At 70.3% G+C, this 20,733-nt stretch carries 23 protein-coding genes; 9 read left to right on the top strand and 14 right to left on the bottom strand.

Annotated features, from left to right (window positions below; translation table 11 throughout):
* Window positions 1-52 precede the first annotated feature (52 nt).
* A complete protein-coding gene (locus ACFFGH_RS21730; protein WP_386672217.1) occupies window positions 53-916 on the top strand; it encodes a VOC family protein in 864 nt (287 codons plus the stop codon).
* Window positions 917-964: 48 nt separating this feature from the next.
* Here ACFFGH_RS21730 and ACFFGH_RS21725 read toward each other — a convergent pair whose 3' ends face one another.
* Window positions 965-2,206, bottom strand: a complete 1,242-nt coding sequence (locus tag ACFFGH_RS21725) for an MFS transporter (RefSeq protein WP_386672216.1) — start codon at window positions 2,204-2,206, stop codon at window positions 965-967.
* Window positions 2,207-2,334: 128 nt separating this feature from the next.
* The gene (locus ACFFGH_RS21720) at window positions 2,335-2,691 is read right to left on the bottom strand and encodes a hypothetical protein (protein WP_386672214.1); all 357 of its coding nucleotides are present in this window, start codon (window positions 2,689-2,691) and stop codon (window positions 2,335-2,337) included.
* 127 nt (window positions 2,692-2,818) lie between these two features.
* Here ACFFGH_RS21720 and ACFFGH_RS21715 point away from each other — a divergent pair, with 127 nt between their 5' ends.
* Genes ACFFGH_RS21715 through purQ form a run of 4 tightly spaced genes read left to right on the top strand, consistent with a single transcriptional unit; the run spans window position 2,819 to window position 5,168 of the window.
* Window positions 2,819-3,547, top strand: a complete 729-nt coding sequence (locus tag ACFFGH_RS21715; RefSeq protein WP_386672212.1) for an SGNH/GDSL hydrolase family protein — start codon at window positions 2,819-2,821, stop codon at window positions 3,545-3,547.
* Window positions 3,538-4,161 carry a nucleoside/nucleotide kinase family protein gene (locus ACFFGH_RS21710; protein ID WP_386672210.1) on the top strand — a complete coding sequence of 208 codons (624 nt, stop codon included), beginning with the start codon at window positions 3,538-3,540 and terminating at the stop codon, window positions 4,159-4,161. Before ACFFGH_RS21715 ends, ACFFGH_RS21710 begins: the two co-directional genes overlap by 10 nt.
* 39 nt (window positions 4,162-4,200) lie before the next feature.
* Entirely contained in the window at window positions 4,201-4,473 is a 273-nt protein-coding gene (gene purS / locus ACFFGH_RS21705) for a phosphoribosylformylglycinamidine synthase subunit PurS (protein ID WP_386672208.1), read from the top strand.
* Entirely contained in the window at window positions 4,473-5,168 is a 696-nt protein-coding gene (gene purQ / locus ACFFGH_RS21700; protein ID WP_386672206.1) for a phosphoribosylformylglycinamidine synthase subunit PurQ, read from the top strand. The genes purS and purQ overlap by 1 nt, the downstream gene beginning before the upstream one ends.
* Before the next feature lie 3 nt (window positions 5,169-5,171).
* Here the strand turns inward: purQ and ACFFGH_RS21695 are convergent, their stop codons facing one another.
* The 3 genes from ACFFGH_RS21695 to ACFFGH_RS21685 are packed head-to-tail and all read right to left on the bottom strand — an operon-like array spanning window position 5,172 to window position 7,333.
* On the bottom strand, window positions 5,172-5,582 hold the full coding sequence (locus ACFFGH_RS21695) for a DUF1801 domain-containing protein (RefSeq protein ID WP_386672204.1): 411 nt from the start codon (window positions 5,580-5,582) through the stop codon (window positions 5,172-5,174).
* 15 nt (window positions 5,583-5,597) lie between these two features.
* Window positions 5,598-6,434: a hypothetical protein gene (locus ACFFGH_RS21690; protein WP_386672202.1), complete on the bottom strand. Its 837-nt coding sequence runs from the start codon at window positions 6,432-6,434 to the stop codon at window positions 5,598-5,600.
* Entirely contained in the window at window positions 6,431-7,333 is a 903-nt protein-coding gene (locus ACFFGH_RS21685) for an ABC transporter ATP-binding protein (protein ID WP_386672200.1), read from the bottom strand. The genes ACFFGH_RS21690 and ACFFGH_RS21685 overlap by 4 nt, the downstream gene beginning before the upstream one ends.
* Window positions 7,334-7,523: 190 nt before the next feature.
* On the opposite strand from ACFFGH_RS21685, the gene ACFFGH_RS21680 reads away from it, so the two are divergent.
* A complete protein-coding gene (locus tag ACFFGH_RS21680) occupies window positions 7,524-8,945 on the top strand; it encodes a DUF2254 domain-containing protein (protein WP_386672198.1) in 1,422 nt (473 codons plus the stop codon).
* A 14-nt stretch (window positions 8,946-8,959) separates the two neighbouring features.
* Window positions 8,960-11,302, top strand: a complete 2,343-nt coding sequence (purL, locus tag ACFFGH_RS21675) for a phosphoribosylformylglycinamidine synthase subunit PurL (RefSeq protein WP_386672196.1) — start codon at window positions 8,960-8,962, stop codon at window positions 11,300-11,302.
* A 67-nt stretch (window positions 11,303-11,369) separates the two neighbouring features.
* On the opposite strand, the gene ACFFGH_RS21670 is transcribed toward purL, so the two are convergent.
* From ACFFGH_RS21670 to ACFFGH_RS21655, 4 genes are read right to left on the bottom strand one after another with little or no spacing between them, the layout of a single operon-like run.
* Window positions 11,370-12,290 (bottom strand): SDR family NAD(P)-dependent oxidoreductase, encoded by a 921-nt coding sequence (locus tag ACFFGH_RS21670; RefSeq protein ID WP_386672194.1) that lies wholly within the window; start codon window positions 12,288-12,290, stop codon window positions 11,370-11,372.
* 9 nt (window positions 12,291-12,299) lie between these two features.
* The gene (locus ACFFGH_RS21665; protein WP_386672192.1) at window positions 12,300-13,268 is read right to left on the bottom strand and encodes an ornithine cyclodeaminase family protein; all 969 of its coding nucleotides are present in this window, start codon (window positions 13,266-13,268) and stop codon (window positions 12,300-12,302) included.
* A 7-nt stretch (window positions 13,269-13,275) separates the two neighbouring features.
* Window positions 13,276-13,626, bottom strand: coding sequence for a chorismate mutase (locus tag ACFFGH_RS21660; protein WP_386672190.1), 351 nt, complete (start codon window positions 13,624-13,626; stop codon window positions 13,276-13,278).
* A 9-nt stretch (window positions 13,627-13,635) separates the two neighbouring features.
* A complete protein-coding gene (locus ACFFGH_RS21655; protein ID WP_386672189.1) occupies window positions 13,636-14,298 on the bottom strand; it encodes a GNAT family N-acetyltransferase in 663 nt (220 codons plus the stop codon).
* Window positions 14,299-14,375: 77 nt separating this feature from the next.
* On the opposite strand from ACFFGH_RS21655, the gene ACFFGH_RS21650 reads away from it, so the two are divergent.
* Window positions 14,376-14,915 (top strand): TspO/MBR family protein, encoded by a 540-nt coding sequence (locus tag ACFFGH_RS21650; protein WP_386672187.1) that lies wholly within the window; start codon window positions 14,376-14,378, stop codon window positions 14,913-14,915.
* 31 nt (window positions 14,916-14,946) lie between these two features.
* Here the strand turns inward: ACFFGH_RS21650 and ACFFGH_RS21645 are convergent, their stop codons facing one another.
* From ACFFGH_RS21645 to ACFFGH_RS21630, 4 genes are all read right to left on the bottom strand, one after another.
* Entirely contained in the window at window positions 14,947-16,233 is a 1,287-nt protein-coding gene (locus ACFFGH_RS21645) for an adenylosuccinate synthase (protein WP_386672185.1), read from the bottom strand.
* A gap of 65 nt (window positions 16,234-16,298) precedes the next feature.
* Window positions 16,299-16,670, bottom strand: coding sequence for a DUF4440 domain-containing protein (locus tag ACFFGH_RS21640; protein WP_386672183.1), 372 nt, complete (start codon window positions 16,668-16,670; stop codon window positions 16,299-16,301).
* Between the two features lie 31 nt (window positions 16,671-16,701).
* Window positions 16,702-17,355 (bottom strand): TrmH family RNA methyltransferase, encoded by a 654-nt coding sequence (locus ACFFGH_RS21635; protein ID WP_386672181.1) that lies wholly within the window; start codon window positions 17,353-17,355, stop codon window positions 16,702-16,704.
* 10 nt (window positions 17,356-17,365) lie between these two features.
* Window positions 17,366-18,589, bottom strand: a complete 1,224-nt coding sequence (locus tag ACFFGH_RS21630) for an MFS transporter (RefSeq protein ID WP_386672179.1) — start codon at window positions 18,587-18,589, stop codon at window positions 17,366-17,368.
* 474 nt (window positions 18,590-19,063) lie between these two features.
* On the opposite strand from ACFFGH_RS21630, the gene ACFFGH_RS21625 reads away from it, so the two are divergent.
* Window positions 19,064-19,888 (top strand): DMT family transporter, encoded by an 825-nt coding sequence (locus ACFFGH_RS21625; RefSeq protein ID WP_386672177.1) that lies wholly within the window; start codon window positions 19,064-19,066, stop codon window positions 19,886-19,888.
* A 45-nt stretch (window positions 19,889-19,933) separates the two neighbouring features.
* Here ACFFGH_RS21625 and ACFFGH_RS21620 read toward each other — a convergent pair whose 3' ends face one another.
* Window positions 19,934-20,482, bottom strand: coding sequence for a GNAT family N-acetyltransferase (locus ACFFGH_RS21620; RefSeq protein WP_386672175.1), 549 nt, complete (start codon window positions 20,480-20,482; stop codon window positions 19,934-19,936).
* Window positions 20,483-20,733: the final 251 nt, after the last annotated feature.

Here is a 20,733-nt window from a genome sequence, read left to right as displayed (position 1 = left end):
ATCGCAGCGCGGAATCCGGAATCCTTCTTTCCCTCCCCGCGTTGCACTCCTTATGGCCGACCGACTCGCCGCCGACACCGCCATGGGCCCGGTGACTCTCGACGTCGCCGATCCGGACACGATGACGGCGTTCTATCGCGACGCCGTCGGGCTCGATGTGCTGTCGGCCGCGGGTGGTCTGGTGACGCTCGGACGCGGGAGCGTCGAGGTCGTGCGCCTGCGCCACTCCCCGGAGCTGAGGCACGCATCGCCGGGATCCGCGGGGCTGTTCCACACCGCGATCCTGTTCGACACCCAAGCGGCGCTCGCCGGCGCGATCTACCGGGTCGCCACGATGCATCCCGGACTCTTCACCGGCAGCTCCGACCACCTGGTGAGTCAGGCGTTCTATTTCAACGATCCTGAGCTGAACGGGGTCGAGCTCTACTGGGATCGTGACCGGACGCAGTGGAGCTGGGTGCATGGCCGCGTCGAGATGTCGACCGTCTACCTCGATCCCAACCGCTTCCTGCGGGAGCACCTGACCCAGGAGGCCGTCGACAGCCCCCACGACAGCCGACCCGTCGTCGGTCACGTGCACCTGTCGGTCGGCGACGTCGAGTCGGCGCGCGAGTTCTACGTGAACCGGCTCGGGTTCGAGACGACCGCGGAGCTCGGCGGATCCGCGTTGTTCGTCAGCGCGGGCGGCTATCACCACCACATGGCGATGAACGTGTGGAACAGCGCGGGAGCCGGCCGCCGTTCGCGCACGCTCGGGCTCGGCGCGGTCGACATCGTCGTGCCCACCACCGACGAGGTGGGCGCCCTCACCGAGCGGATGGAGCACTACGGGGTCGCCGCCCGGGACGACGGCCGCACCGTCGAGCTGGAGGACCCCTGGGCGAACCTGGTGCGGATCACCGCCGCCGCGACCTGACCTTCCGCGGATCGGCGACGTCGCCGACGAGCGGGGTTGTTCCGGATGCTAGGCGGCGGGGGCCGGTTCCGGCGTGCGGGTGCGGGTCACCACGAGCACCGCGGCGACCACCGCGGCGACGAGCACCAGCGCGACCCAGGCGAGTCCCGAGTAGCCGATCAGGGCCAGCACCGGCCCAGCCAGCGCACCGCCGCCCGCACCGGAGATGTTCATCACCAGGTCGGTGCGGCCCTGCACCCGCGTGCGAGCGGACCCGGTCACCACCTGGGCCACGAGGGCGGATCCGGCCACCGTCGATGCACTCCAGCCGAGGCCCAGCAGGATCAGGCCGACCGTGACCAGCGTGGTGTCGTCGGCGCCGAGCGCCACGCACACGAGCGCCAGCACGAACGTCGCCTGCCCGATCAGGATCGTGCTGATGGCGCCGATCTTGTCGCTCAGCCAGCCGAAGACCGGGGAGACGGCGAACATCCCTGCGACGTGCAGGCTGATGGTGAGGCCGACGATGGTGAGTGTCGCGCCGTGGTTCACCAGGTGGACGGGAGTCATCGACATCACCGACACCATGACGGCGTGGCTGGCGCCGATTGTGCCGATCGCCAGGATCACGAGACGGTGCGCGCGCACCTCGCTGGTCGCGGCCGGCGCCTGAGGTGCGGGCGGCAGCGTCCGGCTGACCAGGTAGGGGTCGGGCCGGAGGCCCACCAGGTACACCGCGACCGCCGCGAGCTGCGCCGCCACCGCGATGACGAACGAGCCGGTGAGCTCCGGCATGCCCAGTGCCTCCGCGATCACCTCGCCTGGTCCGAAGAGGTTCGGCCCCACCACTGCCCCGACCGTCGTCGACCACACCACGATCGAGAGGTCCCGTCCGCGGCGTTCCGCGGATGCGATGTCGGTCGCGGCGAACCGGGCCTGCAGGTTGACGGAGACGCCCGCGCCGAGCAGCGCGAACCCGAGCAGCAGGAGGGGGAACGAGGGGATTCCGGCGGCCGCGACCGTCACGACGCAGCCGGCCGCTGAGGTGAGCACTCCGGTGGTCAGCGCGGTCCGCCGTCCCGCCCGAGCCGCAAGGCGGGCGAGCGGGATGGACGCGGCGGCGGCGCCCAGCGTGCTCATGGTCGCCGCGGCGCCCGCCCACGCCTCCGTGCCGGCGAGTTGAGCGGCCAGGACCGCTCCGATGGCCAGCGTGGCGCCGATACCCAGACCGCCGAGCACCTGACCGGCGACCAGCACACGCACCACGCGACGCTGAACGGCGGCGAGGTCGTAGTCCGTTGTCGACGTCATCCGCTGCCCTCCGCACACCTCTACTCCGATGAGAAACGAAGGAGGATCGCCTGCAACACTGGCACGCCCCGGCGCGGGTGTCGAGGCGGATTCCTGCCACGTCCGGCCGGGGAACGGACCCGCGCGGATCAGGGGGCGAGCGGGAAGTCAGCCGTGGCTTCCCGGCCGTCTTCTCGCCAGGAGACCCGCACCGTCCACTCCCCCGGCGCCGGTTCACCCAGAACGTCCAGCCACCTCCACTTCTCCGGGCCCAACGCACGGATGGAGCCGGACCTCTCGAGCGGGATCGCCGCCGTCTCCGCTTCTGACGCGCTCTGACGCACAACGACGCGCACCGCGCGAGCCGACCCGGGTCCGGTGTTGAGCACGAGGATGCGGCGTCTGGTGCGATCGGCACTCACGTCGATCCCGGCCGGACCGGATCGGTCGAAAGCCGGAATGAACGTCATGAGCGTGAGCAGCAGGTCGGCGATCGCATGCCACATGGCCGCGACCCTACCGAAGCGGCTCGGGACCCGTCCGGATCGCGGCGAATCGCCGCACCTCGGGGTGGCATGCCGCGACTCGGCGAAATTCGGCGAGTGCTGAGCATCACGGGGCTACCGTGGCATCATGTTCGCCCTGCACCGACTCAGCCGGGTGATCGCGCTCGTGCTGTCACCGGTGCTCCGCCGGCAGGGCGAGCGGATGAAGACCGCCATCCCGTGGCTGCCGCCGGCGAAGCTGCCCTGGCGCGGCACGGTCGACGGACCGGATCCCTTCCGCATGCTGGTGCTCGGCGACTCCACCGCGGCCGGCGTCGGTGTCAAGGATCCGGAGCACGGGCTCGGCGGCAATCTCGCCCGCGTCCTGGCCGACCGCACGGGGCGAGGCGTCCGCTGGCTGGCCCTCGGCCAGGCCGGCGCGACCTCGAAGGACCTGCGTGCGCGCTTCCTGCCGAAGGCGGTCGAGGACGAATACGACGTCGTGTTCCTCTCCATCGGCGCGAACGACACGCTCGCCTTCCGCTCACGTGCGGCGTTCCGGGAAGACTTCCGCGCCGTGCTCACGTCCCTTCGCGACCGGAGCCCGGAGGCACGGATCGTCGTGGCGAACCTTCCCGTCTTCTCATGGTTCACGGTGATGCCGAACCCGCTGCGCTGGGTGCTGAGCCTCCACGCCGAGAACCTGCAGCACGCCGCACATCGAGAGGTCGCCCGGGACCCGGGCGCGCACATGTCACCGCCTCCACCCACCTACTCGGCGAAATTCTTCGCGCGCGACCGGTTCCACCCGAGCGAGGAGGGCTACCGCGACTGGGCGGACTTCGCGCTGGAGAAGGCGGCACATCTGTGGCCGTGATCGGCGGCGTCGACGAGGTCGTCACGTCGGTGCGGGATGCGGCCGCCGGAAGCGGCCGCACCGTGGTCGGAATCGCCGGTGCGCCGGGGGCCGGGAAGTCGACGCTCGCCGCCCGCCTGGTCGAGCGGCTCGGGGCCGAGGCGGCGCTGCTGCCGATGGACGGGTTCCACCTGCCTCAGCGGCGGCTCGTCGACCTCGGGCGCCGCGACCGGATGGGCGCGCCGGACACGTTCGACGTTCCGGGATTCCTTCACGTGCTGCGCCGGGTTCGCGCGAACGACGGCGCCGTGCCGGCGCCCGGATTCGATCGCACGGTCGAGGAGCCGGTGCCGGACGCGATCCGGATCGGTCCGGAGCACACGGTCGTGGTGGTCGAGGGCAACTACCTGCTGCTCGACTCCGGGGGTTGGGAGGGCGCGGCGGGCCTGCTCGACGTCACCTTCTACGTCGAGGTGCCGCGAGACGTCCGGCTGCGCCGTCTGATCGACCGTCACGTCGCCTTCGGCAAGTCGCCCGAGGCGGCGGAGGCGTGGGCGCTCGGCCCGGATGAGCGGAACGCGGAGCTGATCGCGGGCACCGCATCCCGCGCCCGGCACCGAGTCGTCCTCACGTAGACTGAGCGCATCCACCCCGCGACCCCCGGGAGTTTCCGCGTGCCCACGATCGTCGTCGATGTCATGCCGAAGGCCGAACTGCTCGACCCGCAGGGCAAGGCCGTCGCCGGAGCGCTCGCCCGCCTCGGCAAGTCCGAGTTCTCCGGTGTGCGCATCGGCAAGCGGTTCGAGCTCGAGGTCGCCGGCGAGGTCGACGCGAAGCTGCTCGACGAGGTGCGCGAGATCGCCGAGGACATGCTCTCCAACCAGGTGATCGAGGACGTCGTCGACATCCGCGTCGAGGGGAACGGCGCGCCGGGAGAGACCCACTGATGCGCATCGGCGTCATCACCTTCCCCGGATCGCTGGACGACCGCGACGCGCAGCGCGCCATCCGCCTGGCCGGAGGTGAGCCCGTCGCCCTCTGGCACGGCGAGCACGACCTGAAGGGCGTCGATGCCATCGTGCTGCCCGGCGGCTTCAGCTACGGCGACTACCTGCGCTGCGGCGCGATCGCCGCCCGCTCGCCGATCATGGCGGAGGTGATCGACGCCGCGAACGGCGGGATGCCGGTGCTCGGCATCTGCAACGGCTTCCAGATCCTCGTCGAGGCGCATCTGCTGCCCGGCGGTCTGGTGCGGAACGCGCTCGGCACTTTCGTGTGCCGCGACCAGAACATGCGCGTCGAGAACACCTCCACCGCCTTCACGAACCAGTACGAAGCGGGGCAGGAGATCACCATCCCGCTGAAGAACGGGGAGGGCGGCTTCCTCGCCGACACGGAGACGCTGAACCGGATCGAGGGTGAAGGCCTGGTGGTGTTCCGCTACCTCGACGTCGACCCCAACGGATCGCTGAACGGCATCGCCGGCATCACCAACGAGCGCGGAAACGTCGTCGGCCTGATGCCGCATCCCGAGCACGCCGTCGAGCCTGGCTTCGGCCCCGACATGCCCGAGGCGATGCGCTCCGGCACCGACGGTCTGGCGATGTTCACCTCCGTGCTGCAGGGCGCGCTGGCCAGGTAGCCGTTACGTCGCGGCCTGCTCCAGCCTGCGGCGGATGAGCCGCTCGAGCACGTCGGCGTTCACCGCGTCGAGCCGCTTGACGTAGACGCAGGACTTGCCGGTGGTGTGCGGCCCGAGCTGCGCCATCAGCGGGTCAGGCTCCCCGCCGGGGCTGTTCAGCCCGTACAGGGTGAGCGCCGCCTTCCGGGGTGAGAAGCCGACCACGAACTGGTCACCCTCGCGGCCGCTCTCGTACCGGTAATGCTCCTTCCCGAAGCCGACCATCGTCGGGCCCCACATCACCGGTTCCTGGCCGGTGACCCGCTCCATCAGCCGGCGGAGCGCGTGGCCTTCGGCCCGCCGCCGCTCGTCCGGCACCGAATCCAGGAACGCGTCGACGTCGGCGTCGGTCGGCTGCGTCAGGTTTTCAGCCATGCTAGAACCGTACGCTCAGGTCACGTCACGGCGCCAGGAGGTGACGAAGCCCAGCACGGTGAACAGCACCGCGTATCCGGCGAGCACCAGCCCGCCCTGCCACCACTGAAGCGCCGGTCCCGTCATGGGGCCCGCGACGGCGAAGAAACTTGCTCCAACCAGCGCGTCGCTCGCAGCCCCCGGCAGGTACTGCGCAACCTCGCCGAGCACATCGACGAAGCTCGCAGCCAGCCGCAGGATCGGTTCCAGGAATTGCGTGAACGCGAGGATCACGACGATCGATCCGACCTGGCTCGGGATGAGCGTGCCGACGCCGACGCCGATCGCACCCCACAGCGCCATTGCGAGCACCACGCGGCCGATCAGGGCCCAGGTGTCCGATTCGCCGAGCAACGGGTCGATGTCGAGCAGGCTCAGGATGAGTGCCCCGATGCCGACGGATGCCAGCAGGCCGACGATCCCGTAGAGCGCGCCGAAGAGCAGCCCGTTCGCGAGCTTCCCGCCGAGCACCGGCCCACGCCTCGGGCTCGCGAGGAAGGTCGGCGTCAGCGTCTGGTGCCGGAACTCGTTGGTCACGGCGAGCGCGCCGATCAGGAGCGGGAAGACGTACCCGATCGAGCTCGCGAAGCTGTAGATGAGCGGCGGCAGCGCGCTCGGATCGAAGGACGGGCCGCCAGGTGGCGTGCCGGGAGCTCCACCCCCGTCGCCGCCGAGGTTCAAGCCGAACACCAGCGAGATCCCCGCGGTGCTGAGGCCCACATACCCGAACATCACCAGGGCGAGCACCCACCACATCCGGGTGCTGATGACCTTCGTGTACTCCGAGCGCACCACACGCATCGCGAGGCTCATCGCAACCCCTCCCCGTTGACGAGCGCGAGGAACCGGTCCTCGAGCCCTGACTGCTGTGCGTGCAGCGCACTCAGCGGCACACGCGCAAGATGCGCGGTCCTGCCCACCTCCGTCGCGCCGACGTCGAGCACGACGAAGCCCTCCGCGGTCTCCTCGAACCGGTGGCCCGTCTCGCTCAGGGCCGCCCGCAGCGCCGCGCGGTCCGGGGAGTCCACCGTCGTCCGCACCGTCGACTCCGCGCCGAGGCTGGTCAGCGGTCCCCGGTGCACCAGGCGCCCCTTCGCGAGGATGACCACGTCGTCGACGCTCTGCTGCACCTCGCTGAGCAGGTGCGAGCTCACCAGCACGGTACGACCCTCCGCGGCCATCTCACGCAGGAATCCGCGGATCCAGCGGATGCCCTCCGGGTCGAGTCCGTTCACCGGCTCGTCGAGCACCAGCACGCCAGGGTCGCCGAGCAGGGCGTTCGCCAGTCCCAGCCGCTGGCGCATGCCGAGCGAGTAGCCGCCCACCCGCCGGTCGGCGTACTGGGTGAGGCCGACCTGATCGAGCACCCGATCCACGCGCGTCGCCGAGAGCCCCGCCGCGATCGCATACACGTTCAGGTGATTGCGGGCGCTCCGGCCCGGGTGGAAGCTTGCCGCCTCCAGGGCCGCGCCGACCGTCTCCAGCGGGCGCTCGAGGTCGCGATACGCGGTGCCGTCGAATGTCGCACTGCCGGAGGTGGGACGGACCAGACCCAGCAGCATGCGCAGGCTCGTGGTCTTCCCCGCGCCGTTGGGGCCCAGGAAGCCGGTCACCCGGCCGGGTTCGACCGTGAAGCTCAGGTCGTTCACCGCCTGGACCGAACCGAAGTGCTTGGACACCCCCTCGAACCGGATGGGAACTCCACTGGGCATCGCACCGAACCTTCCTGAGGCACCGTCGGGCCCCCTGCGTCTCCACTCTTTCGCATCCCGCGCGGGCGGCGCATCAGCCGCTGGGTGGACCCGGCTTCCGCCGCTGGATGGAGGGACGGTGCGGGGCCGAGTCACGACGGCGCTCGCTGCGCCCGTCGCCGCGGTGTGCCGCCGTCGCTAGTCTGAAGCGATGACACGGCTCCGCCGGCCGCTCCGGAATCGCTGGGCGAACATCCGCGATGCGATCCGCTCGAGCATCTGGCCCACCCCCACCCTCTGGATCCTGGTCGCCGTCGTGGCCGGCGTGCTGATCCCGGAAGTGGACGAGCGGATCGACGCGGGGCTGTCCGACTTCGTCACCGGGCTGCTGTTCGGCGGCGGCGCCGACGCCGCGCGCACGGTGCTGTCCGCCATCGCCGGGTCGCTCATCACCGCGACTTCCCTCACCTTCTCGCTGACCGTCGTCGCACTGCAGCTCGCGAGCAGCCAGGCGTCGCCACGGCTGCTGCGGCTGTTCGCGAGCGACCGGATGGTGCACGCGACGATGTCGGTCTTCCTCGGCACGTTCGCCTACGCGCTGACCGTGCTGCGCACCGTTCGCAGCGAGACCCAGACCGAACCGGAGCAGGTCCCGCAGATCGCGGTCACGGTGGCGTCGCTGCTCACCCTGGCGAGCGTGATCATGCTCGCCCTGTTCCTCGCCCACCTGGCGCGGCAGCTGCGCGTCGAGACGATGCTGAAGAACGTGAACGAGGAGACCGCGCGGGTGATCGAGCGGATGCCGGATCCCCAGCCCGAGCACTCCGCCGGCGCGGAGGCGCTCGACCGTCCCGCCGCCGCCGCCAGGGTGATCGCGCAGAAATCCGGCTTCCTCGTCTCACTCGACCGCACGTCCCTGATCGAGGTGGCGCAGCGGTTCGGCCTCGGCATCGCGGAAGAGGTGACCGTCGGAGCCAGCGTGGTCAGGGGAAGTCCGCTCGCATACTGGTGGCCGCTCGGCGCCGAGCCCGACGAGGATGCCCGCTCCGAGATCCAGGACTGCATCGTGCGGGCGCACGACCTGGAATACGAGCGCACCGCTGCCGAAGACGTCGGCTTCGGCCTGCGCCAGCTCGCCGACGTCGCGCTGAAGGCAGTGTCGCCAGGTATCAACGACCCCACCACCGCCGTCCACGCGCTGAGCCACACCTCGGCGATCCTCTGCCTGCTCGTGCAGCGGCCCGCCGAGAGCGCCGTCCTCGCCGACGGGGACGGCACTCCGCGGTTGCTGCGCAAGATCATGGACGTGCCTGCCCTGATCGAGCTCAGCCTCGGCCAGCTCCGCCACTACGGAGCCGGCGACATCGGGGTCGCGGCGCGAATGCTGCAGCTGCTCCGGGAACTCGCGTTCGCGAACCGCAGAGCGGACCTGGAAGCGGTGATCCGGCAGCAGCTCGAGCGGCTGACGGCGCGGATCCGCGAGCAGCCGTTCGATGCCGCCGAGATGGACCAGCTGGAGGGATTGCGCACGGCCGCGCTCACCGCCCTGTCGGGCGTGTGGCCACCGGACGGCGCGGCAGGGACACTGCTCGCCGAAGCTAGACTGGAGACGACCGGCACGCCCTCCCCCTAGGAGCCCAACGCCCCGTGAGCACTCCCACGACCGTCGTCGCCGACACCGTCTCCAACGCCCTCGCGACTCCGGACCGGGAGCAGCCGTACGCCGCACTCGGGCTGAGGCCGGACGAATACACCTCGATCCGTGAGATCCTCGGCCGCCGCCCCACCAGCGGTGAGCTCGCCATGTACTCCGTGATGTGGAGCGAGCACTGCTCCTACAAGAGCTCCAAGGTGTGGCTGCGCCAGTTCGGCCAGAAGGTCAGCCCCGCCATGAAGCAGAACCTCATGGTCGGCATGGGCGAGAACGCCGGCGTGATCGACATCGGCCAGGGCTGGGCCGTGACGTTCAAGATCGAGAGCCACAACCATCCCTCTTACGTCGAGCCCTTCCAGGGCGCCGCGACCGGCGTCGGGGGCATCGTGCGCGACATCATCTCGATGGGCGCCCGTCCGGTCGCGGTGATGGATGCGCTCCGCTTCGGCGCCGTCGATCATCCGGACACCGCCCGGGTGGTTCCGGGCGTCGTCAGCGGAATCAGCTTCTATGGCAACTGCCTGGGCCTGCCGAACATCGGCGGGGAGACCTACTTCGACTCGGTGTACCAGGCGAACCCGCTGGTGAACGCCCTCGCGGTCGGCGTGCTGAAGCACGAGGACCTGCACCTCGCCAACGCCCGCGGAGCAGGCAACAAGGTGGTGCTGTTCGGTGCCCGCACCGGAGGCGACGGGATCGGCGGCGCCTCCATCCTCGCCTCCGACACGTTCACCGCGGACGACAGCGGATCCGGCCCCGCCCAGCCGAAGAAGCGTCCGGCCGTGCAGGTCGGCGACCCGTTCGCCGAGAAGGTGCTCATCGAGTGCTGCCTCGAGCTCTTCGCAGGCGACCTGGTGGAGGGCATCCAGGATCTCGGCGCCGCAGGCATCAGCTGCGCCACCTCGGAGCTTGCCTCCAACGGCGACGGCGGGATGTTCGTGGAACTCGACAAAGTGCTGCTGCGCGACCCGTCGCTCACCGCCGAGGAGATCCTCATGTCGGAGAGCCAGGAGCGGATGATGGCGGTCGTTCAGCCGGAGAAGCTGGAGGGTTTCCTCGCCGTGACCGAGAAATGGGATGTCGAGACCAGCGTGCTCGGTGAGGTCACCGACACCGGCCGGCTCGTCATCCACTGGCACGGCGAGGAGATCGTCAACGTCGACCCGCGCACCGTCGCGGTGGACGGGCCGGTCTACGAGCGTCCGATCGCGTATCCGGCATGGCTCGACGCCGTTCAGGCCGACTCCGCTTCCTCGCTGGTGCGGCCGACGGAGCCGGACGAGCTTCGCTCGCAGCTGCTGCAGCTGGCCGGCAGCGCGAACCTCGCGGACAAGAGCTGGATCACCCACCAGTACGACAAATACGTGATGGGGAACACCGCGCTCAGCTACCCGGACGACGGGGGCATGGTGCGCGTCGATGAGGAGACGGGCCTCGGCTTCGCCGTCGCCACGGATGCGAACGGGAGGTACTGCTTCCTCGACCCCTACCAGGGCGCGCAACTGGCGCTCGCGGAGGCGTACCGGAACGTGGCCGTCACCGGCGCGACACCGGTCGGCGTCTCCGACTGCCTCAACTTCGGCTCCCCGGAGAACCCCGAGGTGATGTGGCAGTTCTCCAAGGCGGTCGAGGGGCTCGCCGACGGCTGCCTGCAGTTGGAGATCCCGGTCACCGGCGGCAACGTGTCGTTCTACAACCAGACCGGCGACGTGCCAATCCACCCGACACCGGTGGTCGCCGTGCTCGGGGTCATCGACGACGTCGCCCGTCGCATCCCCTCCGGCTGGCAGGACGAAGGGCACAACATCTACCTGCTCGGCACCACCGCGCAGGAGCTCGACGGCTCAGCCTGGGCGGGCGTCGTGCACGGTCACCTCGGCGGGAGGCCGCCGGCGGTCGACCTCGACCGGGAACGCCAGCTCGCCGAGCTGATCTCGGCCGGGGCGAAGGAGTCGCTGATCGCATCGGCGCACGACCTCGCCGACGGTGGCCTCGCCCAGGCCCTCGTCGAGAGCGCGCTGCGCTTCGGAGTCGGCGCGCGGGTCTGGCTCGACGAGATCCAGGAGCGCGACGGTGTGGATGTCTCGACCGCGCTCTTCAGCGAGTCGACCGGCCGCGTGATCGTGACGGTGCCACGGGAGGACGACGTGAAGTTCACGGGCCTCTGCGAGGGCCGCGGCTACCCGGCGTTGCGCATCGGGGTGACGGACGGCGCCGCGCTCGACGTGCAGGGGCTGTTCTCGGTGGAGCTCGACGAGCTGCGGTCGACGCACCGGGCGACGCTGCCGGAGCGGTTCGGACCCATCGTCGGATACCACAAGCCCGTCTCGGGCTAGCCCCAACGCGAATTGCGGCACATCGTCGCTTTCCGTCCGCTGAGACAGCGATCTGCCGCAACTCGCGTCACACGATGAATTCGGTGCCCGTCCACTCCTCGGAGCGGCGCCAGAGCAGCTCGCCGAACGCGGGCGAGGCGCTCGAGGCGGCCGGGATGCGACGCACGGGCCAGCCGGTGAGGGTGAGCGGATCGCCGGGACCGAAGAGCTCGCCATTGCGCGCCTCCGGGTCGAGCAGCGCCCGCACGATCGGCGCGGCACCCCGGTTCTTGCCCTGCGCGATCGGCGCAAGCAGCCGCTGGAAGGGGTACTCCTTCGGGTCGAGGACGCCGGGCCGCGGATCGCTCAGCCCATCGATGGCGAAGCCCGGCTGCGCGATCAGCGATGCGGCGCCGCGACCCGTGGCGTCGATTCGGCGGGCCAGCTCGAGCGCGAACCCCTGGATCGCGTGTTTCGAGAAGCCGTAGGCGCGGAAGAACCCGTAGCGCCGTTCGCTCTGCAGGTCGTCCGCGGCGAGCCGCACCATGTGGGTGACGAAGCTGCCGAGCCCGACGACACGGGCGACGGGCGACGCGAGGAGCGACGGCCACACCAGCGCGGTGAGGGCGAAGTGGCCGAGGTAGTTCGTGCCGAACACCAGCTCATTGCCCTCGGCGGTGGTGTGCCGGCGGGTGGAGCCGGCTACCATGCCGGCGTTGAGCACCAGCCCGTCCAGTCGCGGCTCTGCGCGCAGTTCGGCGGCCGCGCTGCGCACCGACCGCAGCGACGACAGGTCGAGCTCGACGAACCCGAGGTCGGCATCCGGGTGCACCGCGCGGATGGCGCGCATCGCCTGCTTCGCGCGATCCCGGCTGCGGCTCGCGAGGACCACCCGGCCCCCGGTGCCGGCCAGCTGCTCCGCAGCGAAGTAGCCGAGTCCCGCGTTGCCGCCGGTGACGGCGAACACGCGGCCTTCCTGTCGGGGCGGCTTGCTCGGAATCCAGGTCATCGCCTCAGCCTAGGAAGCCGCGCCTGAGCGTCCGCTCTCGTCCTCACCCGCAGCCTCTCCATGGCCGACCACCGCCTCGGCGATCACGAGGTCCTCCCACGACATCCCGGTCGTCTTGACGACGATCGGGCGCTTCGCCGGAAGCGGGACGCCGCCGACGACGTCGCCCATCGCATGCAGCGAGGCAGCGTCCAAGGCACCCTCCGCAACGGCGAGCACGACGTCACCCGCCTCCCGCAGCGCGGTCGCGGGATCTTCGACCACGACCTGTGCGCGGGCCATCAGTGCCGAGTCGAGCTCGCGCGCGTCCGGCTCATGAGACCCGACCGCGATCACGATCGCGTCGTCGCGAAGCGTTGATGAGTCGAACAGGGGCGTCCGTGCGGTGGTGGCGCAGATCACGAGTCCGGCCCCGCTGAGTGCCGCGCGCACCTCCCCGCTCGCTGCAGCGCTCGCCCGCGTGCCCGCCGGGAGCCGGTCCGGGTCGCGGACCACCGTGGTGACCTCCCCCAGTTCGCGCGCGCCGGCGAGCAGGGCGCGCAGCGTCTCGAAGTGCGCGACCGCCTGCGGACCGGCCCCGAACACCACCACGTCGAGCGGATCCTGGCGGTGGCGGATCGGGTCGATGATCGGCGCGAAGGACACGGCAGGGGTGCGGACGATCGTGAGGGCGGCGCCGTCGAGCAGCGCGCTCGGCGTGAGCGTCTCGGCGTCCGCGAGGAGGTAGAGCCCCTGGATGCGCGGGAGACCCCGCGAGGGGTTGCCCGGCGCCACGGTGAGCACCTTGATCCCGGTGCTGCGGCCGGCGTCCGACGGCATCAGCAGGAACTCCCCCTGCCGCAGCGGCACGCTCGAACGCGGGATGTCGGACGATGGCGCAAAACCGGCCCGCAGCGCACCGCGGATGGCCTCGACCGCCGCTGTCGCATCCAGTGCGGAATGAACCGCCGTCGCGTCGAAGTACGGCAGCGTGCGCACCGTCGCCCTACGCGGGGTCGACGGTGCCGGTCGTGGCGATGCGCTCGTGGTGGTGGATGACCTCCGCCACGATGAAGTTCAGGAACTTCTCCGCGAAGGCGGGATCGAGGTGCGCCTGCTCGGCCAGAGACCGCAGGCGCGCGATCTGCACCCGCTCCCGCTCCGGATCCGACGCCGGCATGCCCGTCGCGGCCTTCAGCCTGCCGACCTGCTGCGTGAACTTGAACCGCTCGGCGAGCATGTGCACGAGCGCCGCGTCGATGTTGTCGATACTCTGCCGGAGAGCGCTGAGTTCCTCGATCGCCTCGTGCTCGGCGTCGCCCAGAACTCGGCTGGTCTGCGTGCTGCCGTCGGTCATGCTTCGACCCTAACGGGCGGTGCCCTCGCCGCCCACCCGCGGGAGTCCGAACCTCACCGGCTGCCCGCCGAACCGCTCCAGCCGCTGCTCGAGACGGCGCCGCACCTCCGGCCACTCGTCGATGAGGATCGAATAGACCGCCGTGTTCCGCCAGGAGCCGTCCGCCCGGAGCATGTCCCGGCGGGCGATGCCCTCGTACGTCGCGCCGAGCCGCAGGATCGCCTCCCGGGAACGCGTGTTCCGCTCATCCGCCTGCAGCTTCACCCGCCCGAACCCGCTGTCGAAGGCGAGCCCGAGCAGGAGCAGTTTCGACTCCGGGTTCACCTGTGTTCCCCACACCTCCGGGGCGTACGCGGTCCACCCGAGGTGCGCGCGCTCCGCCTCGAGGTCGAAGTCCGTCAGCGTGCTCGTCCCGACGATGCGGCCCTCATCGGGCCCGGACGCGATCCGGATGGCGTACACGTTGCCGCCGAACGGCCAGGTGCGGGTGAACCAGGCGACGAACGCCTCACGCGAGGCGGGGAGGCCTGCCGGTCCGCCGCCCCAGCCGCCCGCGAACACCTCGGAGCGGCGCAGCACGTCGGCGAGCTCCGGCAGCGCCGCAGGGACCAGCGGCTCCAGCCGGACGAAGCGTCCCTGGAGCATCTCTCGCGGCGGACGTCGGGCGGCCATGGGCTCGACTTTATCGGCGCGGTCCTGAAGGGTTCCGCAGGTTGCATGCGTAGCGTCGGGACCGGAAGGAGCACCGCATGTCTGCAGCGAACCTGTCCCTGCCTGCACGCGTCCGCCGGGAGGGCACCGGCAGGGCGCTGCTCATGCTGGTCGTCTTCCTGGCGATCTCGTTCGCCGTGGCGGCGTTCGGCTCACTGTCCACTCTGTCGAACGTCGACGGCTGGTATGCGGATGCCCAGAAGCCGTTCTGGAATCCCCCGAACTTCCTCTTCGGCCCGGTCTGGACGGTGCTGTACACGCTCATGTCGGTCGCGGCGTGGCTGGTGTGGCTGCGCCGGGATCAGGCCGGGGCCCGTCCGGCGTTGTGGACCTATGTTGTGCAGCTGGTGCTGAACGCCGTGTGGACACCGGCGTTCTTCGGCGCGTACCCGCTGATCGGCCCGGCGGCTCTGTGGATCGCGCTCGGGATCATCCTCGCCCTTGACGTCGCCATCCTGCTGACGATGCTGCGGTTCTGGCCGATCAGCCGGGCGGCGGCCTGGCTGCTCGTGCCGTATTGGGCGTGGGTGCTGTTCGCGACGACGCTGAATGCCGGGCTGGCGGTGCTCAACAGCTGAGGTGACACCCCTGATCGCCGGTTGAGGAGAATCAGCTGAGGAGGTCGTGCCGCACCACGACGGCGTCGCGCTCCGCGCCGACACCGATCGCGGAGATGCGCGCTCCGCTCATCTCCTCGACAGCGAGCACATAGTCCTGCGCCGTCTTGGGCAGGTCGGTGAACTCCCGCGCGTCGGTGAGGTCCTCGTCCCAGCCGGGCAGCTCCTCGTAGACCGGTTTGGCGTGATGGAAGTCCGACTGCGACACCGGCACCTCGTCGAACCGCTTCCCGTCCACCTCGTAGGCGACGCAGACGGGGATCTTCTCGAGTCCGGTGAGCACATCGAGCTTCGTCATCACGTAGTCGGTGACGCCGTTGATACGAGCCGAGTACCGGGCGATCGGGGCGTCGTACCAGCCGGTGCGACGCGGACGCCCCGTCGTGGTGCCGAACTCGAAGCCGTGCGAGCGCAGCCACTCGCCCTGCTCGTCGTGCAGCTCGGTGGGGAACGGGCCAGCACCGACGCGGGTCGTATACGCCTTGACGATGCCGATCACCCGCTCGATCCTGCCGGGTCCGATGCCGGCGCCCGTCGCCGCGCCGCCGGCCGTTGCGTTGGACGACGTGACGAACGGGTAGGTGCCGTGGTCGACGTCGAGCATGGTGGCCTGACCGCCCTCGAACAGCACCGTCTTGCCGCCGGCCAGCGCGCGGTCGAGCTCGAGCGCCGTGTCGGCAACCATCGGGCGGAGACGCTCCGCGTAGCTGAGCAGGTCGTCGACGACCTCGTCCACCGTGATGGCCCGCCGGTTGTAGACCTTCACCAGCAGGTGGTTCTTCATGTCGAGCGCGCCCTCGACCTTCTGGCGGAGGATGTTCTCGTCGAACAGGTCCTGAATCCGGATGCCGACCCTGTTGATCTTGTCGGCGTAGGTGGGCCCGATGCCGCGGCCCGTCGTTCCGATCTGCCGCTTGCCGAGGAATCGCTCGGCGACCCGGTCGAGGGTGCGGTGGTAGTGGGTGATCACGTGCGCATTCGCGCTGACCATGAGCTTCGAGACGTCGACGCCGCGCGCCGTGAGCGCCTCCAGCTCGGCGAACAGCACCTCGAGGTCGACCACGACACCATTGGCGATCACTGGCGTGACGCCCTCGGTGAGGATGCCGGACGGCAGCAGGTGCAGGGCGTACTTCTTGTCTCCGATGACGACGGTGTGACCGGCGTTGTTGCCGCCGTTGAACTTCACGACGTAGTCGATGCGGCCGGCGAGCAGGTCGGTGGCCTTGCCCTTGCCCTCGTCACCCCACTGGGCGCCGACGATGACGACTGCTGGCATGGGGGATCCCTTTCGATTCGCGGGGGATTACACCCCATCCTATCGACGGCCGCCGCCGACCCGAATCAGACCGGGGTCTGCTGGTGCGCAGCCACCTTCCATCCGCCGTCCTGCCAGAGGTAGGTGGTGCTCATCCACGCCTCGTACCTGACGTCTCCGCGCGTCGCCACCGCCCGGTAGACGAGCACCCCGGCGTGATCCCCGAGGCGGACGAGGCGCGGCTCGTGCAACTCGAAGTCGTCCCATCCGGAGTCGCGCAGCGACTCGACCGTCTGCTGCCGGTCGAGCACCGCGCCGGGGACGATCATGGCGCCGTCAGTGGTCATCTTCCGCCCGTAGTGTGCGGCCCCGCGGCCCTCACGGAGGGCCTCCCAGCCGGCGCGCTCCTCCCGCAGCAGCCGGGCGGGAAGGTCATCGGTGAGGTCGCTGAGGCTCATGGGTCCACTCCACCGAATCACGCATGGCGGGTCAAGCGCCCGGAGACGACTCAAGGCTCGCGTGCTGCCGGATCCAGGAGTGCATGGCGATCGCGGCCGCGGCGGAGGCATTGATGCTCCGGGTGGAGCCGAACTGGGTGATCTCCACGACCACGTCGGCGGCGGCGAGCGCCGCCTCGGACAGTCCTGGTCCCTCCTGACCGAACAGCAGCACGCATCGCTCCGGCAATCGGTAGGTCTCGATGGCAACGGATCCGGGCACGTTGTCGATCGCGACGATGGGCAGCGCATGCTCCCGCGCCCACGCCAGGAAGGTCTCGACATCCGGATGGTGCAGCACATGCTGATAGCGGTCGGTCACCATCGCGCCGCGCTTGTTCCAGCGCTTCCGCCCGACGATGTGCACCGCATCCGCCGCGAAGGCGTTCGCGGTGCGCACGATCGACCCGATGTTGAGGTCGTGCTGCCAGTTCTCGATCGCGACGTGGAACGGATGCCGCCGGGTGTCGAGGTCGGCGACGATCGCCTCCATCCGCCAGTACCGGTAGCGGTCGACGACGTTGCGGCTGTCACCGTGCGTCAGCAGCTCCGGGTCCCACTGGTCCCCGGTCGGCCACTCCCCCGGCCACGGGCCGACGCCATTGGTCGACAGCTCGTGCGTGGGCGGCGGCTCGGGAGGATTCATTGAGATCACGTTAGCTCGGGGGATCGCCGGGCGCCGTCGCGCGAAGCGCCGGAACGACCAGCGCGAGGACGAGCAGGACTGCGAAGGCGGCCGCGCACACCCCGACGGCGGCGGTCGGTGAGAACCCGTCGATGACGGCGCCGATCGCGGCGGGCGCCAGCGGTGCGAACGCGCCGACGACCAGTGCGAGCGCAGACTGGGCGCGCGTCACCAGCTCATCGGGGCAGCGCCTCGACAGTTCGCCGAACAGGGTGGCCGAGACGGCCGGCGCGAGGAAGAACGCCGCGGCACCGGCTGCGCCGATGGCGTACGGCGATTCGAGCGGCAGCAGCACCAGCGTGGCGGCCGTGTCGACCAGCGCGGCCGAGCGCAGGATCGCGACCGGGGACAGTCGCCGCTGCAGCCAGGGCGTGAGGAGGGCGCCGACCAGACCACCCGCGGTGCTGATGGCGTACATCGCCCCGAGCTCCGCCGGGTTCGCGCCACGGTCCCGGGCGAACACCAGGATGGCGAGCCCGACCGCTGCGAAGACGCTGGTCAGGGCGGCGACCCAGAAGCCGGCGGCGAAGAGGAACCGGTCGCGGCGCAGCCACGCCCATCCCGCACCGAGGCGCTCGCGAAGCGACGCCTCACCCCCACGAGCCGTCGCGCCCCGCTGCGGCGACCGCACCCCGAGCACCAGCACGAACGAGGCGAGATAGCTTGCCGCGTCGAGCGCGAACGGCAGCGCCGGGTGCACGGCGTACAGCACGCCGCCGACGAGCGGACCGAGCAGGCCCGCGAGCTGCGACCTGGACTGCATCTGCCCGACTGCGATCGCCCTCCGCTCGGCCGGCACCAGCAGCCGCAGCAGCGCGAACTCGGCCGGCCCGAACACCGCGCCGAGCGCCACCTCTGCCGCGACGAGCACGATGAGCAACGGCAGCGTCGCGAACCCGAACAGCACAGCCGTCGCGATCGTGGCGAGCAGAAACGCCCGCGCCGCATCCCCGACCAGCATCAGGGACCGGTAGCGCCAGCGGTCAGCGATGAGGCCCGCCGGAAGCTTGGCCGTCAGCGACACCGCCGCCGACACGGCCGCGAGGATGCCGGCGTTCAGCGCCGAACCGGTCGCGTCGAGGATGAGCAGCGGATACGCAAGCGTCGAGATGCTCGTGCCCAGTTGCGACAGCGCCTGCGAGATCCAGAGCAGACCGAACGAGCCGCGTCCGGGCTCAGGAGCTGGTTTCGGCACGCGCTCAGGGTAGACGGGTGGACACTCGATTCGTCCGCGGGGTTTTCGCTCGCCGAGTGGCTCAGTCCGCCATCGTCGCAACACCCGAGAGCTCGCGACACCACCACATCGCCTCAGTGACCCGTCTCAGCCGCGGCGTGCAGGCCCTCCGCCGTCGGACTCGAAATGACTGATGGCACCTCCGCGGGACCGTCTGCGTCCGTAGCGTCGGAAACGTTCCGGAGGACCCATCGAGCCGACTGAGTACGGGGACCAGTTTTCTGCATCTGCGCTCGCCGAAGCCCAAGGGGGCAAGCATGATCAGCACCGCCATGACCACTACCTCCGTTCGCCGCGAATACCGACGCTGCTTCCTCATCGACGGACTGGTCACCGGGGCGCTTCGAGCCGCCGTGTCACGGTGAGCCCGGCATCCGTCCCGCGTCCGGCAGCACCCGCGACCGCGCGGTCCTGACGTCAGCGATGCTCGCGATCGTGCTGGCGACAGCTGCTGCGCTCTGCTACGGGGTCTCCGACTTCACCGGGGGTGTTGCGGCGGGGCGGCTTGACGCCCGTGTCGTGGCCTTGATCAGCCAGTCCCTCGCGTGCGTCGTCGCGCTGCTGCTTGTCGTACTCCCCCTCGCCGCTCGCGAGCCGAGTACGGCCGACCTGATCTGGGCGACCGTCGCGGGTATCGGCAGCGCGGCGGGCAATGTCCTCATCTACCACGGCATCGCCCACCACGGGGCGACCTCGGTCGCCCCCACCTCCGGCATCGTCGCGATCGCGATCCCCGTCGCCGCGGGGCTGATGGCAGGCGAGACACTGTCGCCGATTGCCATCGTCGGGCTCGCCGCCGCCGTGCCCGCGATCTGGCTCGTCTCGAGCGGAGGAAGTCATCTGCGGCGCGACCTGCGCGGCGTGCTGATCGGCGCTGCCGCCGGTGCCGGGTTCGGGCTGCAGTTCGCCTCTCTTGGCCAGACATCGCCCGGGGGCGGACTTGTCCCGCTCGCCGCGAGTCAGGGTGTCTCGGTGCTGGTTCTGGCTGCCGTGGTGCTGACGGCTGTGCGGCCGCTGCGTCGTCCCCCACGCGCGGCAGGCATCATCGCGATGGCGGCGGGCATGGCGGCCGGCGCGGCCACAGCGAGCTTCCAGACAGCCGTGCGCATCGGCGACCTCACCGTCGTGGCCGTCATCACCTCTCTCTACCCCGCGGTCACCGTTGTGATAGCAGCCATCGCCGCTCGGCGGTGGTGGACTCTGCGCGAAGGACTTGGACTGGCGCTGAGCGCGGCAGCGCTGGTGCTCATCGGCCTTTGAACCGGCGGCGAGGAAGAACCGACGAGGAAGATTGGCGCGAGGGGATCAGTCACGACCGGCACTCATCGCTGCAGTCTCATGGGGACGCTCCTGGAGATCGATCACAGCGAGCACGGCATCGCCCCTGCAGTGCTCCAAGGTCGCGCCGGCATGCCGCAACGCTGCGAGCGCCGCAGCGTTGCCCGCGGTTGTGTGCGCAATCAGGCGGGAGGCGCTCGCCCGGACCGCGCGCGCCATCACGAGGTCGAGCACCGCGTGACTCAATCCCTGCCCGCGCGCGGACCGCCCGAGCCACAAGCCGCACTCCAGCGCATCGGGGTCGTCCGGCGAGAACCGGTGCAACCGGGTCGACCCTACGATCCGCCCGTCGACCCGGACCGCCATCGTCTCCTCGTCGCCGCCCGCGAGTTCCACCCTGCGGTCGCGGTGGAATCTCCGCAGCCACGCGATCCGTTCCACGGTCCATCCCACGCCCAAGGGCGGGGTCACATCGTCGGGATCGGCATCCGCTGTGGCGACGACGACGAGTTCGTCCAGCACGTCCTCGTCCACCGGGACGAGCTCGACGTGGGATGCCGGACGCTTGTCAGTCAATTCGGACTCTCTCTCGGAACTCGCATCCGTTCAGCCATCCCCGCCCCGTGTCCGGCGGATCAGACTCGACGCTCCGTTGATCCCACGCCAGATTGAACAGCCGCATTTGTATGGCGGATTGTCGCGGACGGCATCCCGAACTCCTTCGATTCCGGGCGCTGGCTCGTGTATGAGTATCCCGACCGAGAGCTGCGTATGTAAGGCCCGTTGGTCACGGACCGCGCCTTTCCTCGACTGCCGCTTTGCCACTG

The sequence above is a fragment of the Lysobacter korlensis genome, from assembly GCF_042434515.1.
Note: the sequence above shows the minus strand (reverse complement) of the source record. Positions and strands in the feature narration are given on the sequence as shown.

Coding starts and splice junctions, on each gene's coding strand:
- ACFFGH_RS21695 (WP_386672204.1), bottom strand. CDS start 5,582: ATGGCTGAAAACCTGACGCAGCCGACCGACGCCGACGTCGACGCGTTC.
- ACFFGH_RS21655 (WP_386672189.1), bottom strand. CDS start 14,298: ATGGCCGCCCGACGTCCGCCGCGAGAGATGCTCCAGGGACGCTTCGTC.
- ACFFGH_RS21660 (WP_386672190.1), bottom strand. CDS start 13,626: ATGACCGACGGCAGCACGCAGACCAGCCGAGTTCTGGGCGACGCCGAG.
- ACFFGH_RS21670 (WP_386672194.1), bottom strand. CDS start 12,290: ATGACCTGGATTCCGAGCAAGCCGCCCCGACAGGAAGGCCGCGTGTTC.
- ACFFGH_RS21650 (WP_386672187.1), top strand. CDS start 14,376: ATGTCTGCAGCGAACCTGTCCCTGCCTGCACGCGTCCGCCGGGAGGGC.
- purQ (WP_386672206.1), top strand. CDS start 4,473: ATGCGCATCGGCGTCATCACCTTCCCCGGATCGCTGGACGACCGCGAC.
- ACFFGH_RS21690 (WP_386672202.1), bottom strand. CDS start 6,434: ATGAGCCTCGCGATGCGTGTGGTGCGCTCGGAGTACACGAAGGTCATC.
- ACFFGH_RS21680 (WP_386672198.1), top strand. CDS start 7,524: ATGACACGGCTCCGCCGGCCGCTCCGGAATCGCTGGGCGAACATCCGC.
- ACFFGH_RS21640 (WP_386672183.1), bottom strand. CDS start 16,670: ATGAGCCTCAGCGACCTCACCGATGACCTTCCCGCCCGGCTGCTGCGG.
- ACFFGH_RS21635 (WP_386672181.1), bottom strand. CDS start 17,355: ATGAATCCTCCCGAGCCGCCGCCCACGCACGAGCTGTCGACCAATGGC.
- ACFFGH_RS21645 (WP_386672185.1), bottom strand. CDS start 16,233: ATGCCAGCAGTCGTCATCGTCGGCGCCCAGTGGGGTGACGAGGGCAAG.
- ACFFGH_RS21685 (WP_386672200.1), bottom strand. CDS start 7,333: ATGCCCAGTGGAGTTCCCATCCGGTTCGAGGGGGTGTCCAAGCACTTC.
- ACFFGH_RS21720 (WP_386672214.1), bottom strand. CDS start 2,691: ATGTGGCATGCGATCGCCGACCTGCTGCTCACGCTCATGACGTTCATT.
- ACFFGH_RS21730 (WP_386672217.1), top strand. CDS start 53: ATGGCCGACCGACTCGCCGCCGACACCGCCATGGGCCCGGTGACTCTC.
- ACFFGH_RS21725 (WP_386672216.1), bottom strand. CDS start 2,206: ATGACGTCGACAACGGACTACGACCTCGCCGCCGTTCAGCGTCGCGTG.
- ACFFGH_RS21715 (WP_386672212.1), top strand. CDS start 2,819: ATGTTCGCCCTGCACCGACTCAGCCGGGTGATCGCGCTCGTGCTGTCA.